This window comes from Comamonas brasiliensis, assembly GCF_018292285.1.
GTDB classification, from domain to species: domain Bacteria; phylum Pseudomonadota; class Gammaproteobacteria; order Burkholderiales; family Burkholderiaceae_C; genus Comamonas; species Comamonas brasiliensis.
In genome coordinates this window covers 299,941-316,927 of the sequence record NZ_JAANES010000003.1, presented here as the reverse complement: position 1 = coordinate 316,927, position 16,987 = coordinate 299,941, and the positions used below count along the sequence as shown (strand labels likewise).

The window sequence follows — 16,987 nt, the reverse complement described above, 5'->3', positions numbered from 1 at the left end:
TTTTCATTCAGGAAATATCTTTCAGTTCGGTCTTGACCGCCGCCAGCTGGCGGCGCGAGACCGGCAGCAGCTCGCTCACGCCCTGCAGGCGCAGGCCCCAGCCTTCGCCTTCCTGCGGGTCGTCATATTTTTCGAGGCCGCGCAGGGCCGCACGCAGCACCAGGGCGTTGCGGTGTATGCGCAGCAGATGCTCGCCATGGCGGGTTTCGAGATCGGCCAGCGCTCCATCGAGGATGTAGTTGCGCTGCACGGTGCGCACGGTGATGTATTTCTGCTCGGCCTTGAGAAAACGCACTTCGGACAGCGGCAGCCGCAGCGTGCCGCCGCGCTCCTGAATCAGTAGCACGGGGCCGCTGTCCACGACGCTGCGCGTGCTCAGCGCACGTTCTGCCTTCTGCAGCGATTGCTGCAGGCGTTCCAGGCGTACGGGCTTGGTCAGATAGTCCACGGCATCCAGCTCGAAAGCCTGTACCGCATGGCTGGCATGCGCCGTCACGAACACGATGGCGGGCGGGTTGGCCAGTTCCGCCAGGGACGCAGCCAGCTGCAGCCCGTTGTGGCCGGGCATGTGGATGTCCAGCAGCACCAGCTGGACGGGGGCGGGCTGCGCGGCCTGCAGCATCTGCAGGGCCTGGTCGGCATCGGCGGCTTCCTGAATATGGTGGGGGCCATGTGCGCAGTCGCCGAGCAGAGTGCGCAGTCTGGCGCGAGCCAGAGCTTCGTCATCAACGATCAGAATGTGCATGACGGGATTCTCCCGGTTTTGGCGCGCTCTGCTGCAAAGGTACGCTCAGGCGCACCACATACAGCCCGTCGCGCACCTTGGCGCTGAAACTGCCTTGCAGGTCGTGCAGCAGCGACAGCCTGGCCCTGACGTTGTCCAGGGCCATGCCATGGCCGGTGCTTTGATGCTCGGCACTGGCCGGCGGCAAGGTGTTGATGATCTGGATCAGCGCTTCGTTGCCGCGCCTTTCGGTGCGTACCTGCAGCTTGCCGCCGCGCGCATTGGGCTCCACCCCATGGCGGATGGCGTTCTCCACCAGCGGCTGCAGCAGCAGCGGCGGCAGCAGCGCGCCATGCACGCTTTCATCGAGCTGCCACTGCATCTGCAGACGCTCGCCAAAGCGTACCTGCTCTATGGACAGATAGCGCTGGGCCAGCTCTATCTCCTGCGCCAGCGTGGTGGTCAGATGGGGTTCGGCCAGCGCATAGCGAAACAGATCGCTGAGGTCCTCGAGCAAGGCCTCGGCCTTGGCCGGCTCGGCGCGCACCAGCGCAATCGCGCTGTTGAGGGTGTTGAACAGAAAGTGCGGTCTGATGCGTGACTGCAGCTCGGTGAGACGGGCCTGAGTCTGCGCCGGCGTGTTGCCGCGCGCGCGCAGCACCAGCGCCGTCACGAGCAGCGCGGCCAGCAGGCCTCCCGTGACGGCGCTGGCCAGCCAGGGGGCTTTGTCGATGCCGATGAAGAACAGCATGCCGCAGGCATAAAGCCCTGCGAGCGCGCCCAGCAGCACGCCGGCCAGATATTGGCCGCGTGTGTCCAGACGCTGCAACTGGTGCTTGAGGCTGCAGGCGGCGATCAGCCAGACCAGGGTGCCTGGCAGGCAGGCACCGGTGAGCAGAGCCGCGCTGGTAAACCACTCCCAGAGCGAGTCCGCACCATAGATGGCCGCCGTGCCCACCACCACCTGTACAAACAGCACGGCGCGCAGCACCACGCCGGCATTGCAGGCGTCGAACACCAGGACCGGGCGGGCCGAGGCTGGTGTGGCAGCGATGAGCGGTGAGATGGGCACGGGCGGTCTGGAGCAGGACGGTGTTTGGGATGCAGACTGGAGCGGGCTGAAAATGCACCAAGGGCATTCCTGCCGACAGGGCAGCATGCCCGGTCCGAATTGGTGCAAGTCCTGCGATTATTGGCCAGCAGCTGCGCTGCAGCGTCAATTCGCGCGGCATCTGTCGGTTCGATGCATCAGCTTTGTGCTGACTCAAACCGAGGCCGCCGCCCGGCTGGCGGCCTGATAGCGTCTGAGCGACCAGACCACGCCCGCCAGAATCAGCAGCATGGGGGCCAGTTCCGCGAGCAGGGGCAGGCGCTGTTCATAGAGGAAGTGGTAGGCCAGGGCAAACAGGGTCTCGAACACCAGCAACTGGCCCACGAAGGTGATGGGAAGGCGCTGGCTGGCGGCATTCCACATCCAGTTGCCCAGCCAGGACGAGAGGATGGCCACGGCCAGATTCAACAGCCAGAACAGCTGCCAGCGCTGGGCCGGAATGTCGGGGCTGCCGGCGCCGCTGGCCTCAGGCGATATCAGCCACAGCAGCAACCAGAGCAAGGCGCTGATCAGCCCGACGACCAGACCCCAGAGCGTGGACCACTCCGTGCCGTTGAAGCGGCTTTGTGCCAGATAGCGGGTGTTGTCCAGCGCATAGCGGCTCCAGCAGAGCATGGCCAGTACGGCCATCAGCACGCCCAGCAGATAGCGCCCCTGGTTGCCTGCGGGCCCCGTGGTCAGCGCATGGGCGTTGACAAGCACGATGCCGGCCAGAATCAGCGCCATGGGTGCCAGCATGCGGCGCAGCGGAAGCGCGCCATGGGTGTTGCGGCCCAGAAGCGGCACGGTGACGGGAACCAGGCCCACGATCAGCGAGGTCACGGCCATGCCTATCCATTGCACGGCAGTGGCGACCAGGGCGAAATACACCACATTGCCCGTCAGGGCCAGCCATACCAGATGCCGGATATCGGCCGCTTGCAGCCTGGGCAGCAGCCTGGTGGCCCGGGGCAGAAAAACGCATAAGGCCACCACGCCATAGAGCACGAAGCGGCCAAAGGTGATCTGCAGCGGCGAGAATTCCGGCAGCATGGCCGGCACGAGAAAAATCGCGCCCCAGAGCGCGCAGGCGGCCAGCGCAAAACCGAGGCCGGAAATCAGGGAAGAGCGGGAATGCATGCCGGGCGGCGCATCGGCCGCCTGGGCAGCGGCCGTGAAGGGAGGGTGAGCGAAGACGGCATGATTGTCCGCGAAGGCCAGAAACCGGGTGGCTGCCACCGGATTTGCCAGCTTGGCGGGATAAGGCTTGCAGGCCTTATCTATCAATCGCAGTGTGCTATTGAATCGTGAGAGTGTGGTGCGCGAACAGCGCTTTGTCGCAGTGGCCGGCAATGGCTCTGGGACGCTCTGGCGCCCAAGCCGGGTCAGGCCGATAAAATCCCTGTTTCTGCTTTGCACAGCCGTCACGCCAAACTTCTGCATTGGGCGGCCTGTGGTTTTACGGGATTGTTGCCCTCACATGTCTACATCTGCTCCTTCGCACAACCAGCTCGATTCCAAGGCCGAAGCCTGGTCTGCCCTGTTCTCCGAACCCATGAGCGACCTGGTCAAGCGCTACACCTCCAGCGTGTTCTTTGACAAGCGCATGTGGCAGGCCGACATCCAGGGTTCTCTGGCACATGCCGAAATGCTGTCGGCCCAGAAGATCATTGCAGCCGAAGATTTCGCCTCCATCCAGAAGGGCATGGCGCAGATCACGGCCGAAATCGAGGCCGGCACCTTCGAGTGGAAGCTGGATCTGGAAGACGTGCACCTGAATATCGAAGCGCGCCTGACCCAGCTGGTCGGCGATGCCGGCAAGCGCCTCCACACAGGCCGCAGCCGCAACGACCAGGTGGCCACCGACGTGCGTCTGTGGCTGCGCAGCGAGATCGACCTGATCGAAGGCCTGCTCAAGGAACTGCAGCGCTCGCTGGTCGACGTGGCCACCAAGAACGTGGACGTGATCCTGCCCGGCTTCACCCATCTGCAGGTGGCCCAGCCCGTGAGCTTCGGCCACCATATGCTGGCCTATGTGGAAATGTTCAAGCGCGACGCCGAGCGCATGCTGGACGTGCGCAAGCGCGTCAACGTGCTGCCCCTGGGCTCTGCCGCCCTGGCCGGCACCACCTACCCGCTGGACCGCGAGCGCGTGGCCAAGACCCTGGGCATGGAAGGCGTGAGCCAGAACTCGCTGGACGGCGTGTCCGACCGCGACTTCGCCATCGAGTTCACCGCAGCGGCCTCGCTGTGCATGGTGCACGTGAGCCGTCTGTCGGAAGAGCTGATCATCTGGATGAGCCAGAACTTCGGCTTCATCAAGATCGCCGACCGCTTCACCACCGGCTCGTCCATCATGCCCCAGAAGAAGAACCCCGATGTGCCCGAACTGGCACGCGGCAAGACCGGCCGCGTGGTCGGTCATCTGATGGGTCTGATCACGCTGATGAAGGGCCAGCCCCTGGCCTACAACAAGGACAACCAGGAAGACAAGGAGCCGCTGTTCGACACGGTGGACACCCTCAAGGACACACTGCGCATCTTCGCCGAGATGATCGGCGGCCAGCTCAACCCCGCCAGCGGCGTCAAGGAAGGCGGCATCACCGTGAATGCCGAGAACATGCGCGCTGCTGCCCTGAAGGGCTATGCCACGGCCACCGACCTGGCCGACTATCTGGTCAAGAAGGGTCTGCCCTTCCGCGACGCCCACGAAACCGTGGCCCACGCCGTGAAGCTGGCCACCATGAAGGGTGTGGACCTGACCGAGCTGCCACTGGCCGAGCTGCAGGCCTTCAATCCCAACATCGAGGCCGATGTGTTCGAGGCCCTGAGCCTGGAAGGCTCGCTCAACGCCCGCAACACGCTGGGCGGTACGGCCCCGGCTCAGGTGCGTGCGCAACTGGCCAAGCACCAGGCTCGCCTGGCCTGATGGGCCCCGGCACTGTGGCGTAACGTTGACGCCTTGAAAGCGCCCTTTGCCGGGCGCTTTTGTTTTGGTTAGTCTGCAAAAGATAAGGAGAAAACACATGACGCAATCTCGTCGTCAATTGCTGAAAGCCGGTGCGGGAGCGGTTGCAGCATCGGCTCTGGGGCCGCTGGCCTGGGCCTCGTCGGGCCAGCCCATCCGCATTCTGGTGGGCTTTCCGCCCGGTGGTGGCTCGGACGCGATTGCGCGCCTGCTGGCCGACAAGCTCAAGGACGAGCTGGGCGGCGTGACGGTGCTGGTGGAGAACCGCCCTGGAGCCGGCGGCCAGATTGCAGCGCAGCTGCTCAAGGCCTCGCCTGCCGATGGCCATACGCTGTTTCTCACGCATGACCACACCATCTCCATCCTGCCCAAGGTCGTGAAAAAGCCGGGCTTTGATCCGCAGCAGGACTTCATCCCCGTGGCCGGGGTCGCCACTTTCGTGAATGCGCTGGCCGTCCCCAGCAACACGCCGGCCAGGAATCTGGCCGAGTACGCAGCCTGGGCCAGAGGCAGTGCCAAGAACGGCACCATCGGCATTCCGGCGCCGGCATCGACCCCCGAATTTCTGGTCAAGATCCTGGCCGATCATTACCATCTCGATCTGGTGGCCGCACCATATCGCGGCAGCGCTCCGCTGCTGGCCGATATGTTGGGCAATCAGATTCCGGCCGGCATTGCTTCGGTGCCCGACTTCATGGAGAACCAGAAGGCGGGCAAGCTGCGCGTGATCGGCGTGCTTGGCGCCAAGCGCCAGGCTTCCATGCCCGAGGTTCCGACCTTGCTGGAGCAGGGCATCAAGGGCTTTGAAGACATGCCTTACTACGGCATTTTTGCGCCCCGCGGCGTGCCCCAGGCCTTTGTCGAGCGCTTCTCCGCAGCGGTGGGCAATGTGCTCAAGCAGCGTGACGTCTACGCGCAGCTGACGGCACTGGGCCTTACAGTTGGATACATGAATCCCCGCCAGTTGGGGGAGCGCGAGGCTGCTTATTCCAAGGTCTGGGCCGGTATCATTCAGCGCAGCGGTTTCCAGCCGCAGTAGTTTCGCGCGTGCAGCACATGCTCAAGGCCCTGCTTCACCTGTGAGGCAGGGCTTTTTGCATTCTGCCGCCCCGCACTGCTGCGTCGCTGATTCCAGACTTCAGATTCAAACAGCCAGGGCCGGCGGCATGCCTGCCCCAAAAGGAAGTGACTGTATGACTGTGCCTTATGCAGAGGGAAGGAAGAGGGAGCAGGTCGCGCCGCTTTGGCGCGGGCTGCTGAAGGCAGGCCTGTTATGGGGTCTGGCGGCCACGGCGGCTCACGCCGTCGGGGTGCGCCAGTTCAGCCCGCAAGGCGATGTGAGCAAGGTGGGGCAGGTGGTGGTGCAGTTCGATGCACCTGCCGTGCGCTTTGGCGACCCCAAGGCCGAGGCGCCGGTCAATCTGCAGTGCAGCAATGCCCAGGCCGCCAAGGGCACGGGGCGCTGGAACAGCGAAAAGGAATGGGTCTTCGACTTTGCCCAGAACCTGCCCGCAGGCGTGCGCTGCACGGCCCAGCTCAACCCGCAGTTCAAGAGCGTCTCGGGCGGGGCACTGACAGGTGCTGCCAGCTATCAGTTCCAGACCGGCGGCCCGCAGGTGGCCCGCATCGCGCCCGACACCTATGAAGAGGTGGACGAGCAGCAGTATTTCGCGCTGCGCCTGACGGGAGCAGCATCCGTCGACAGCCTCAAGCAGCGTGTCTGGTGTACCTCCGAAGGCGTGGGCGAGCGCATTCCCGTGCAGCTGATCGAGGGCAAGGACCGCGAGGCCGTGCTCAAGCAGCGCCACTGGGACAAGGATGCGGCCCAGAATCCGCAGAACTATGCGGTGCTGGCCTGTAACCGCCGCCTGACCTCGGGCAGCAAGATGACCCTGGTCTATGGCAAGGGCGTGGCCATGGCCAACGGCCTGGCCAGCAAGGACGAGCAGCGCTACGAGTATCAGGTGCGCCAGCCGTTCAGCGCCGACTTCAGCTGCGAGCGCGAGAACGCCAATGCCGCCTGTCTGCCGATCCGCCCCATGCGGCTGTCCTTCAGCGCGCCGGTGCCGCGCAAGCTGATCGAGGGCATACGCCTCAAGAGCGGTGCCTCGGCCGTGGCACCCATCATCGAGCAGAACGGCGACAAGCTGGCCGAGGATTCGCTGGTGGATAGCGTGACCTTCCCCGCCACCATGCAGCCGAACTCCAAGTATGTGGTGGAGCTGCCGCCGCAGTTCAAGGATGCCGCGGGTCGCACGCTGAGCAATGCCAATATGTTCCCGCTGGCCACGGCCACGGGCAATATGCCGCCGCTGGTGAAGTTTGCTGCCGCACCCTTCGGCATCGTCGAGCGTTTTGCCGAAGGCCCCAAGGGCCCGGCGCTGCTGCCCGTGACGCTGCGCAATGTGGAGCCGCAGCTCCTGGGCAAGTCGCTGGACGCCAGCGTGGTGCGCACCAAGAAAGGCGGCTCGGATGCCGACATCATCGCCTGGCTCAAAAAGGTCGAGCGCTATGACAGCTATAGCGTGGAGCGCAAGCGCGCTGCGCGCGATGTGAAGGTGCTGCCACCGGTCATCAACGACGACAAGCACTGGGTGCAGACCCGCATGCTGTCGCTGCTGGACGGTCAGAGCCAGACCCAGACGCTGGAGCTGCCCAAGGCTGCCAGAAACGATCCGCGTCCCTTCGAGGTCGTCGGCATTCCGCTGAACCCGGGCTTCCAGGTGGTGGAGATTGCCTCGCCCATGCTGGGCCAGTCGCTGCTCGACGAAGGCTATGGCGCGGGCCGCACCATGTATGTGCGCACCTCGGTGCTGGTGACCAATCTGGCCGTGCACTTCAAGCTGGGCCGCGAAAACTCCGTGGCCTGGGTGACGACGCTGGACAAGGGCAAGGTGGTGCCGGGCGCCACGGTGCAGGTCTCGGACTGCAACGGCCAGGCCATTGCATCGGCCGTGAGCGACGCGCAAGGCATTGTGACCTTCAACGGCCTCAACCCCAATCCGCCCTCCTGCAGCAACGAAGACGGCTACTACCGCAGCAGTTCCTATTTCGTGAGTGCGCGGGCCAAGACCGATGCCGGTGAAGAGCTGGCTTTCGTCTGGAGCAACTGGAACAAGGGCATCGAGTCCTGGCGCTTCAATGTGCCGACCAGCTCCAGCAACAAGCGCGACGAAGTCGCGCATACGGTGTTTGACCGCATGCTGTTCCGTGCCGGCGAAACCGTGTCCATGAAGCACTTTCTGCGTGCCCTGACCGGGCCCGGCAAGAACTCCACGGGCTTTGAGCAGACCCAGGACAAGCCCGACCGCCTGACCATCACCCATCTGGGCAGCGGCCAGCGCTTCACCCAGGCCCTGAGCTGGAATGCCAACGGCAGCGCGACCAGCGAGTTCCCCATCTCCAAGGCCGCCAAGCTGGGCGAATATGCGGTGGAGCTGGGCTATACCAATGGCAACGGCCGCCGCTCCAGCTTCAGCACCGGCATCTTCCGTGTCGAGGAGTTCCGACTGCCCGTGATGGAAGGTCGCGTGGGGCCTGCCGGTAAGGATCAGCTCTATGCGGTCAGCAGCGTGCCTGCCGAGGTGCAGATCAACTATGTCTCCGGCGGTGCTGCCGCCAACCTGCCGGTCAAGGTTTCGGCGCTGCTGCGTTCCAAGTCGCTCAATTTCGCGGACTGGGACGGCTTCAGCTTCAACCCGCCGCGCAGTGCCCAGGACATGGGCAGCAGCGACGACGAGGAAAGCACGGCGGCCGACGAGACCAAGGTGGTGGCCGACAAGCTGCCCGTGACGCTGGACAAGAACGGTCTGGGCAAGGTCAGCATCGACAAGCTGCCCAAGTCCGGCGAGCCGCGCGAGCTGCTGATGGAAGCGACCTACGCCGACCCGAACGGCGAGGTGCAGACCCTGCGCAGCACGCGCACCATCTGGCCTGCCGCCGTGGTGGCGGGCGTGCGCTCCGAGAACTGGATCTCGGTGGATCGCAAGCTGCGCTTCCAGGCGCTGACACTGGATACGGCAGGCAAGGCCCAGGCCGGCGTGCCGGTCAAGGTCGAGGCCGTGGCGCGCATCACCACCTCCAGCCGCAAGCGACTGGTGGGTGGCTTCTACAGCTACGACAACCAGACCACTCTCAAGAATCTGGGCACCGTGTGCTCGGGCACCAGCGACAGCCATGGCCTGGTGCAATGCGAGGCCCAGTTGTCCCAGCCCGGCGAGGTGGAGCTGATCGTCAAGGCTGCCGACAAGGACGGCCGCAGCAGCCAGGCCGCGACCTCGGTGTGGGTCACGGGCCAGGGCGAGCTCTGGTTCGGTGGCGAAGACCATGACCGCATGGACGTGCTGTCCGAGCGCAAGAGCTATGAGCCCGGCGAGACCGCGCGCTTCCAGGTGCGCATGCCTTTCCGCCGCGCCACGGCGCTGGTGGCCGTGGAGCGCGAGGGCGTCGTCAGCACCCAGGTGGTGGAGCTGACGGGCGAGAACCCCACGGTGGACGTCAAGGTCGAAGACAACTGGGGTCCCAACGCCTATGTCAGCGTGCTGGCGCTGCGCGGCCGCCTGATGGAAGTGCCCTGGTACAGCTTCTTCACCTGGGGCTTCAAGTCGCCGCTGGAATGGTGGCGTGCCTTCTGGAATGATGGCAAGGAATTCATCGCCCCGACTTCCATGGTGGACCTCTCCAAGCCCGCCTTCCGTTTCGGCATGTCCGAAATTCGCGTGGGCCTGAAGAGCAATACGCTGGATGTGAAGGTGTCCTCGGACAAGTCCAGCTACAAGGTGCGCGGCACGGCCAAGGTCACCATCAAGGCCACGCTGCCCGATGGCAAGCCTGCTGCAGGTGCCCATGTGGCGCTGGCGGCCGTGGACCAGGCCTTGCTGGAGCTGATGCCCAACAGCAGCTGGAATCTGCTCGATGCCATGTTGACACGCCGCGAATGGGGCGTGCAGACGGCAACCGCCCAGATGGAGGTGATTGGCCGACGCCACTATGGCAAGAAGGCCGTGCCTGCGGGCGGTGGCGGAGGCCGCAGCCCCACACGCGAACTGCTGGACACCTTGCTGCTGTGGAAGCCCGATGTGGTGCTGGACGGCAACGGCATGGCCCTGATCGAGGTGCCGCTCAACGATGCCCTGACCACCTTCCAGGTGGTGGCCGTGGCCGATGCGGGCGTGAGCCTGTTCGGTACCGGCCAGGCGGCGATTCGCACCACGCAGGATCTGCAGATCATCAGCGGCCTGCCGCCGCTGGTGCGCGAGGACGATCAGTTCCGCGCCCAGGTCACGCTGCGCAACACCTCGGCCAAGGCCATGAAGGTGGAGGTCACGCCGCGCGCCACCATGCTGGAGCTCAAGGCCCAGACCGTGGAAATTCCCGCCGGCGAGGCGCGTGAAGTGGCCTGGGACGTGAAGGCTCCGGCCCAGCTCTCCGGCACGCGTGCCGAAGCGCTGATCTGGGAGATTTCCGCGCGCGATACCGCTGGCGGCGCCGACGCGGCGCAGGATGCGCTCAAGATCAGCCAGCGCATCGTGCCAGCCGTGCCGCTGTCGGTGCAGCAGGCCACGCTGGTGCAGGTCAACGGCAGCTACAGCGTGCCCGTGAATCCGCCCGCTGACGCGCTGCCAGGCCGTGGCGGCCTGCAGATGTCGCTGGTACCCAAGCTGACCGAAGGTCTGCCCGGCGTGCGCGACTGGTGGGCCCGCTACCCCTACTCCTGCCTGGAGCAGACCACCAGCAAGGCCGTTGGCATGAACAACGCCGAGCTTTGGGGCAGCACCATGGCCCAGCTGCCCAACTATCTGGACGGTGACGGCCTGGCCAACTACTTCCCGCCGCAGGACGGCTCGGCCAGCCGCGGCAGCGACACCCTGACCGCGCATCTGCTCAATATGTCGGCCATGGCACAGGGCGTTGACAAGCGCTTCGTGATCCCGGCCGCAGAGCGCGCGCGCATGGAGGACGGCCTGATCGCGTTCGTGGAAGGCCGCATCCAGCGCAACTTCTGGAGCCCGCGCAAGGATCTGGAAATGCGCAAGCTGGCGGCCATCAGCGCGCTGGCACTGTCGGGCAAGGCCACGCCGCGCATGCTCGACAGCATCAATGCCACACCCAACCAGTGGCCTACGCACACGGTCATCGACTGGGTGATGCTGCTGCAACGCATGAGCGATGCGCCGCAGCGCGATGAGCGCCTGGCCCAGGCCATGCAGATTCTGCGTGCCCGCCTGACCTACAACGGCACGCGTGCCGGCTTCTCGACCGACCAGGACGATAGCTGGTGGTGGCTGATGCAGGGCCCGGACGTGAATCTGGCACGCCTGATTCTGGCGACCATCAACGATCCGACCTGGACCGAAGACATGCCGCGTCTGGTCAGCGGCTTTATCGCGCGCCAGCAGTCCGGTGCCTGGAACACGACCACGGCCAACCTCTGGGGAGCTCTGGCGCTGCGCCGCTTCTCGCAGAAGTTCGAGTCCGAGCCCGTGGCCGGCAGCACCGTGGCCAGCATGAACGGTAACGAGGCCAAGGTGAACTGGGCCGATGTCAGGCGCGCCACTGCCGAGGATGCGCAGGGCACTGCCCATGCCAACAGCGTCTTCGGTGAACCCGTGCGCGCCGGCGGTCTGATGAACAACACCATGTTCATGCCCTGGGCCAAGGCCGGCAAGGGTCAGCTCAGCGTGACGCAGCAAGGCACGGGCAAGCCCTGGCTGACCGTGCAGTCCGTGGCGGCCGTGGCTCTCAAGGCGCCGTTCAGCGCCGGCTACACCATCAAGAAGACCGTCACGCCCGTGGAGCAGGCGGACAAGGGTCTGTTTGGTGGCGGCCAGTACACGCGCGGCGATGTGCTGCGCGTGACGCTGGAAGTGCAGGCCAAGACCGATATGACCTGGGTGGCGATCACCGATCCCGTACCCACGGGGGCGACGATTCTGGGCGGCGGCCTGGGCCGTGATTCGGAGATCGCGTCCAAGGGCGAGAAGCAGGAGGGTGCCGGCTGGCTGGCCTACGAAGAGCGAAGCTTCGAGTCCTACCGTGCCTACTACCAGTACCTGCCCGCAGGGACGACCAAGGTCGAATACACCGTGCGCCTGAACAATGCCGGTGAGTTTGCACTGCCACCCACGCGTGCAGAAGCGCTGTATGCGCCCGAGATGTTTGGCGAGATTCCCAATGCCAAGCTCAAGGTGGTGATGCCCAAGTAAGCCCTCGGCGGTTTCTCGGCCCTACGCCAAGCCCCGGTCTGCGCCAGCAGCCGGGGCTTTTTCATGCACTGGTGCTATCGATGCAGAAGCTGCTTTCGCCTTTGAAAAGGATGATTCAAAGGCATTTCTATCTGAAATCAATGAATGGAAAGCGATAGAAGCTCCTGTTTTTGACAATACCCGGGATGACACGCGGCTGTCATCCAGTCTTTCTAGACTGGCGCGATGTCTTTGATCGAGCTGGAGAACGTCGCCAAATCCTGGGGTGACGCCACGGCCCTGCATGCCGTGAATCTGCGCATTGAACCAGGCTCGTTCTGCGTCCTGCTTGGTCCTTCGGGCTGCGGCAAATCCACCACCTTGCGCATGATTGCCGGGCTGGACATTCCCACCTCGGGGGCGGTGCGCATCGATGGTCGCGACGTCACCCATCTGCCGCCTGCGCAGCGCGGCATTGCCATGGTGTTCCAGAACTATGCGCTGTTCCCGCATCTGAGCGTGGCCGACAACATTCAGTTCGGTCTGCAGGTGCGCAAGGTTGGTAAGGTCGAGCGCAGGCAGCGTCTTGAGCAAACGGCCGAGCTGCTGGGGCTGACGGCACTGCTGGACCGTCGGCCAGCACAGCTCTCGGGCGGCCAGCAGCAGCGCGTGGCACTGGGTCGTGCGCTGGTGGCGCAGGCCAGGGTCTGCCTGATGGACGAACCGCTGTCCAATCTCGATGCCCAGTTGCGCCAGGAAATGCGCGCCGAGCTGCGCGAGCTGCAGCAGCGTCTGGGGCTGACAGTGGTCTATGTGACCCACGATCAGGCCGAGGCCATGAGCATGGCCGATCAGGTGGTGCTGCTCAACAAGGGCCTGGTGGAGCAGGCCGCCGGGCCGCGTGAAATCTATGCCCGGCCCGCAACCACGTTTGCCGCGCGCTTTATCGGCACACCCGCCATGAACATCGTGGCCCTGCAAGGCAACCGGATTGCCGACAGCGATGTGGTTGTGGCCCCGGATCTGGTGGCGGGCGGCGCCTATCCGCAGGCTCTGGGCGTGCGCCCCGAGGTGATTGCCGTGGCACGCGATGCCGATGGCGCCGTCGAGGGCGATGGCAAGCGCATTCCGGCCACCGTGCAGGGCTTTGAATATCTGGGCGCCGATCTGGTGCTGCGCTGCCGGGTGGGCAGCGAGCTGCTGACGGCGCGTGTGCCCGGCCATGCCCATTCCGAACTGCAGCCCGGGCAGGCCGTGTTCCTGTGCTGGCCGCAGCAGGCTGCGCACTGGTTCGATGCGCAGGGCGGGCGCATTCATGTGTGCGGGCAGGCGGTGGAATCCGCCCGCTCCTTGCTGGCCGCAGCCTGAGCCGCCAGCGTTTTCCATTGTCTGCAAATCCCGAGGAGAGATTCCCATGCGTCGTCAAACCTTTGTTCACGGCCTGTTCGCCGCTGCCGCCGGCCTTGGCCTGGCGGGCACTGCTCTTGCGCAGTCCCCACTGGAAGTGCCTTTCTATTACCCCGTGGCCGTGGGAGGCCCCATCACCAAGGTGATCGATGGCTATGCGGCGGACTTCAACAAGGCGCATCCGCAGTACAAGCTCACGCCCATCTATGCGGGCACGTATCAGGAAACCATCGTCAAGGCGTTGACGGCGCACAAGGCGGGCAAGGCGCCTGCGACCTCGGTGCTGCTGTCCACCGATATGTTCACGTTGATGGACGAGGGCGCCATCGTGCCCATCGACGACTTTGTGAAGACCGATGCCGACAAGGCCTGGCTCAAGGGCTTCTACCCGGCCTTCATGGCCAACAGCCAGACCGGTGGCAAGACCTGGGGCGTGCCCTTTCAGCGCTCCACCGTGGTGATGTACTACAACAAGCAGGCCTTCAAGGAGGCCGGCCTGAACCCCGACAAGGCACCCCAGAACTGGAAGGAACTCAGGGAGGCAGCCCACAAGCTGACCAGGAAGGACGCCAGCGGCAAGGTCGTGCAATACGGCATCCAGATTCCGTCCACGGGCTTTGGCTACTGGATGCTGCAGACCCTGACCACGCCCAATGATGTGCTGCTGGCCAACGAGTCCGGCACCCGCGTCACCCTCAACAACCCCAAGGTGGTGGAAGCGCTGAACTTCTGGGTGAGTCTGGTCAAGGACGGCGTGCATCCGGCCGGCGTGGTGGAGTGGGGCACGACGCCCAGGGACTTCATGGAAAAGAAGGCCGCCATCATCGTGACGACCACGGGCAATCTCACCAATATCCGCGCCAATGCCAAGTTCGACTTCGGCGTCGGCCAGATCGCCGGCAATGTCCGCAAGGGCTCGCCCACGGGCGGGGGCAATTTCTACATCTTCAAGAACGCGCCCAGGGAGCAGCAGCAGGCTGCGTTCGAGTTTGCCAAATGGGTGACCCAGCCCGAGCGTGCCGCGCAGTGGAGCATGGACAGCGGCTATGTGGCGGTTTCGCCTGCGGCTTACGAGACGCCTGCGCTCAAGAAGTACGGCCAGGAATTTCCCCAGGCCCTGGTGGCGCGCGATCAGCTGCCCGTGTCGGTGGCCGAGTATTCCACCCATGAGAATCAGCGCGTGACCAAGGTGCTCAACGATGCGATCCAGGCGGCCCTGAACGGCACCAAGACCGCAGCCCAGGCCATGGACGATGCGCAGAAGGAATCCGACCGCATTCTGCGTCGCTACCAGTAATGAGCAGTCCGGCGCTTGACACCGGCAGTGGCGCCATGGCGGCGCCCTTGTCATCCAGGGCCGCCCGCAGGCTGGCGCAGGCCGCGGCACGCCGGCAGGCCGTGCATGCCTGGCTGCTGCTCATGCCGGCACTGGTGCTGCTGCTGGGCTTTACGCACTGGCCGGCCTTGTCCACGCTGATCGACAGCCTGCACGCCACGGCGCGTGGCGGCCAGTCCGGCGAATGGGTGGGATTGGAAAACTATGCGCTCATGGTCGACGACCCCGTGTTCTGGCAGGCCGTGCGCAACAACCTCTGGTTTGCCGCAGCCACCATTCCGCTGTCCATGGGACTGGCCTTGCTGATGGCGCTGTGGGTCAACGAGAGGCTCGCGGGGCGGGCCTGGCTGCGCATGGCGTATTTCACGCCCACGGTGCTGCCCATGATTGCCGTGGCCAATATCTGGCTGTTCTTCTACACCCCCCAGTACGGACTGCTGGAGCAGGTGCGCGGCGCACTGGGCCTGGACGCGCACAACTGGCTGGGCGATCCTTCCACGGCCCTGGCCTGCATCACGCTGGTGGCCGTGTGGAAGGAGGCCGGCTTTTTCATGATCTTCTATCTGGCCGCGCTGCAGACGCTCAATCCCAGCCTCAAGGAGGCGGCGGCCATCGAAGGCGCATCGCGCTGGTATTTCCTGCGCCGCGTGCAGTGGCCACTGCTCATGCCGACCACGCTTTTCATTCTGGTCAACGCCGTGATCAATGCCTTCCGGCTGGTGGATCATGTGTTCATTCTCACGCGCGGCGGGCCGGACAATGCCTCCACGCTGCTGCTCTATCACCTCTACGAAGTGGGCTTCAAATTCTGGGACACCGGCTATGCCGCAGCCATCACCGTGGTGCTGGTCACGGTGCTGGCTGCCGTGGCGCTGTTCCAGTTCTTCGTGCTCGACAAAAAGGTGCACTATCAATGACTGCTGCTGCCTTTCCATCAACGCGCAGCAGCGCCGGGACGGACCGGGGCCTGAGCTTTTATGGCTCTTCATGGCTGGACACCCTGGCCGCCTGGACGCTGGCCCTGCTGTGGCTGCTGCCGCTTGCCTATGCGGTCTGGACGGCGTTTCACCCGTCCGATGCGTCCACGCGCCTGGATCTGTCCGCGCCCTGGACGCTGCAGAACTTCCGCCATGCCTGGGAAGCCGCGCCGTTTGCGCGCTATTTCCTCAACACCATCTTGTTGGTGGCCATGATTCTGGCGGTGCAGCTGCTGCTGTCCACGCTGGCTGCGTTTGCTTTTGCGCGCTTGCGCTTTCGCGGCAGCAATGTGGCGTTTGCGCTGGTGCTGGTACAGCTGATGATCATGCCGGACATTCTGCTGGTGGCGAACTATCAGACCATGTCCAGGCTGGGCGCGGTCGATACCCTGGTGGGCATGGGGCTGCCGTATTTCGCCTCGGCCTTTGCCATCTTCTTGCTGCGCCAGACCTTTATGGGCATACCCCGCGAACTGGACGAGGCCGCGCGCGTGGAAGGTGCGGGCACGCTGCAGATTCTCTGGCGCGTCTACGTCCCGTTGGCCAGGCCGGTCTACACCGCGTTTGCGCTGGTTTCGGTGAGCTTTCACTGGAACAATTTCCTCTGGCCGCTGATCGTCACCAACAGCGTGCAGGCGCGTCCGCTCACCGTGGGCCTGCAGGTTTTCTCCAGCGTGGAGTCGGGCGTGGAATGGTCGACCATCTGCGCTGCCACGCTGATGACTTCGGGGCCGCTGCTGCTTGCCTTTCTCATCTTCCAGCGCCAGTTCGTGCAGAGCTTCATGCGCGCGGGAATCAAGTGAACGGGATACAGTCAGACTCTTTGAGGAGCTGACGATGCCCGGTCCCGCTGCTGCTGGTGTGCTGATCTATGCCAAGGACTTCCAGGCCCTGGCGCGCTTTTACGAACAGGTGCTGGACATGCAGCGGCTGCATGAGGATGAGCACATCATCGTGCTGGAGTCCGCCGCCCTGCAACTGCTGATTCACGCCCTGCCTGCCGAGATCGCGGCGCGGGTCCAGGTCGGCAGGCCGCCGCAGTGCCGTGCCGATGTGGCGCTCAAGTTCTTCGTCACCGTGCCCGCGATCGCCGAGGCCGCAAGCGTCGCGCAGGCACTGGGCGGCCAGGTGTTTGACGAGCGCTGGCAAGGCCCCGGCTTTGCGGTCTGCAATGCCATGGACTGCGAAGGCAATGTGTTTCAGCTGCGCGAGACCCTGGCCTGATCGGCTGCTCTGAAAATAGCCGCTGCCAGCGCTGCGCAGGCAGGCGCAGCAGTCTTTTTCGATGTAGAAAGAAGCGA

General features: G+C 64.6%; 11 protein-coding genes. 8 read left to right on the top strand and 3 right to left on the bottom strand.

Features of this window, described 5'->3' with window-relative positions:
- Positions 1-7: 7 nt before the first annotated feature.
- The 3 genes from DJFAAGMI_RS14085 to DJFAAGMI_RS14075 form a co-directional block, all read right to left on the bottom strand.
- Complete coding sequence (locus DJFAAGMI_RS14085) at positions 8-745, bottom strand: LytR/AlgR family response regulator transcription factor (RefSeq protein WP_211457612.1); 738 nt, start codon at positions 743-745, stop codon at positions 8-10.
- Complete coding sequence (locus tag DJFAAGMI_RS14080) at positions 726-1,796, bottom strand: sensor histidine kinase (RefSeq protein ID WP_211457611.1); 1,071 nt, start codon at positions 1,794-1,796, stop codon at positions 726-728. The genes DJFAAGMI_RS14085 and DJFAAGMI_RS14080 overlap by 20 nt, the downstream gene beginning before the upstream one ends.
- A 192-nt stretch (positions 1,797-1,988) precedes the next feature.
- The gene (locus DJFAAGMI_RS14075; RefSeq protein WP_211457947.1) at positions 1,989-2,954 is read right to left on the bottom strand and encodes a DMT family transporter; all 966 of its coding nucleotides are present in this window, start codon (positions 2,952-2,954) and stop codon (positions 1,989-1,991) included.
- A 340-nt stretch (positions 2,955-3,294) separates the two neighbouring features.
- On the opposite strand from DJFAAGMI_RS14075, the gene argH reads away from it, so the two are divergent.
- The 8 genes from argH to DJFAAGMI_RS14035 all read left to right on the top strand — a co-directional run bounded on the left by argH (position 3,295) and on the right by DJFAAGMI_RS14035 (position 16,910).
- On the top strand, positions 3,295-4,743 hold the full coding sequence (gene argH, locus DJFAAGMI_RS14070; protein WP_211457610.1) for an argininosuccinate lyase: 1,449 nt from the start codon (positions 3,295-3,297) through the stop codon (positions 4,741-4,743).
- A 97-nt stretch (positions 4,744-4,840) separates the two neighbouring features.
- Positions 4,841-5,821 (top strand): Bug family tripartite tricarboxylate transporter substrate binding protein, encoded by a 981-nt coding sequence (locus DJFAAGMI_RS14065; RefSeq protein WP_211457609.1) that lies wholly within the window; start codon positions 4,841-4,843, stop codon positions 5,819-5,821.
- Between the two features lie 154 nt (positions 5,822-5,975).
- Entirely contained in the window at positions 5,976-11,987 is a 6,012-nt protein-coding gene (locus DJFAAGMI_RS14060) for an alpha-2-macroglobulin family protein (RefSeq protein ID WP_211457608.1), read from the top strand.
- Positions 11,988-12,212: 225 nt separating this feature from the next.
- Entirely contained in the window at positions 12,213-13,334 is a 1,122-nt protein-coding gene (locus DJFAAGMI_RS14055; protein WP_211457607.1) for an ABC transporter ATP-binding protein, read from the top strand.
- Positions 13,335-13,380: 46 nt separating this feature from the next.
- Positions 13,381-14,670, top strand: a complete 1,290-nt coding sequence (locus tag DJFAAGMI_RS14050; RefSeq protein ID WP_211457606.1) for an ABC transporter substrate-binding protein — start codon at positions 13,381-13,383, stop codon at positions 14,668-14,670.
- Positions 14,670-15,626 (top strand): carbohydrate ABC transporter permease, encoded by a 957-nt coding sequence (locus tag DJFAAGMI_RS14045; RefSeq protein WP_249334319.1) that lies wholly within the window; start codon positions 14,670-14,672, stop codon positions 15,624-15,626. Before DJFAAGMI_RS14050 ends, DJFAAGMI_RS14045 begins: the two co-directional genes overlap by 1 nt.
- Positions 15,623-16,489, top strand: a complete 867-nt coding sequence (locus DJFAAGMI_RS14040) for a carbohydrate ABC transporter permease (protein WP_211457605.1) — start codon at positions 15,623-15,625, stop codon at positions 16,487-16,489. Before DJFAAGMI_RS14045 ends, DJFAAGMI_RS14040 begins: the two co-directional genes overlap by 4 nt.
- A gap of 34 nt (positions 16,490-16,523) precedes the next feature.
- On the top strand, positions 16,524-16,910 hold the full coding sequence (locus tag DJFAAGMI_RS14035; protein WP_211457604.1) for a VOC family protein: 387 nt from the start codon (positions 16,524-16,526) through the stop codon (positions 16,908-16,910).
- The last annotated feature ends 77 nt before the right edge of the window (positions 16,911-16,987 follow it).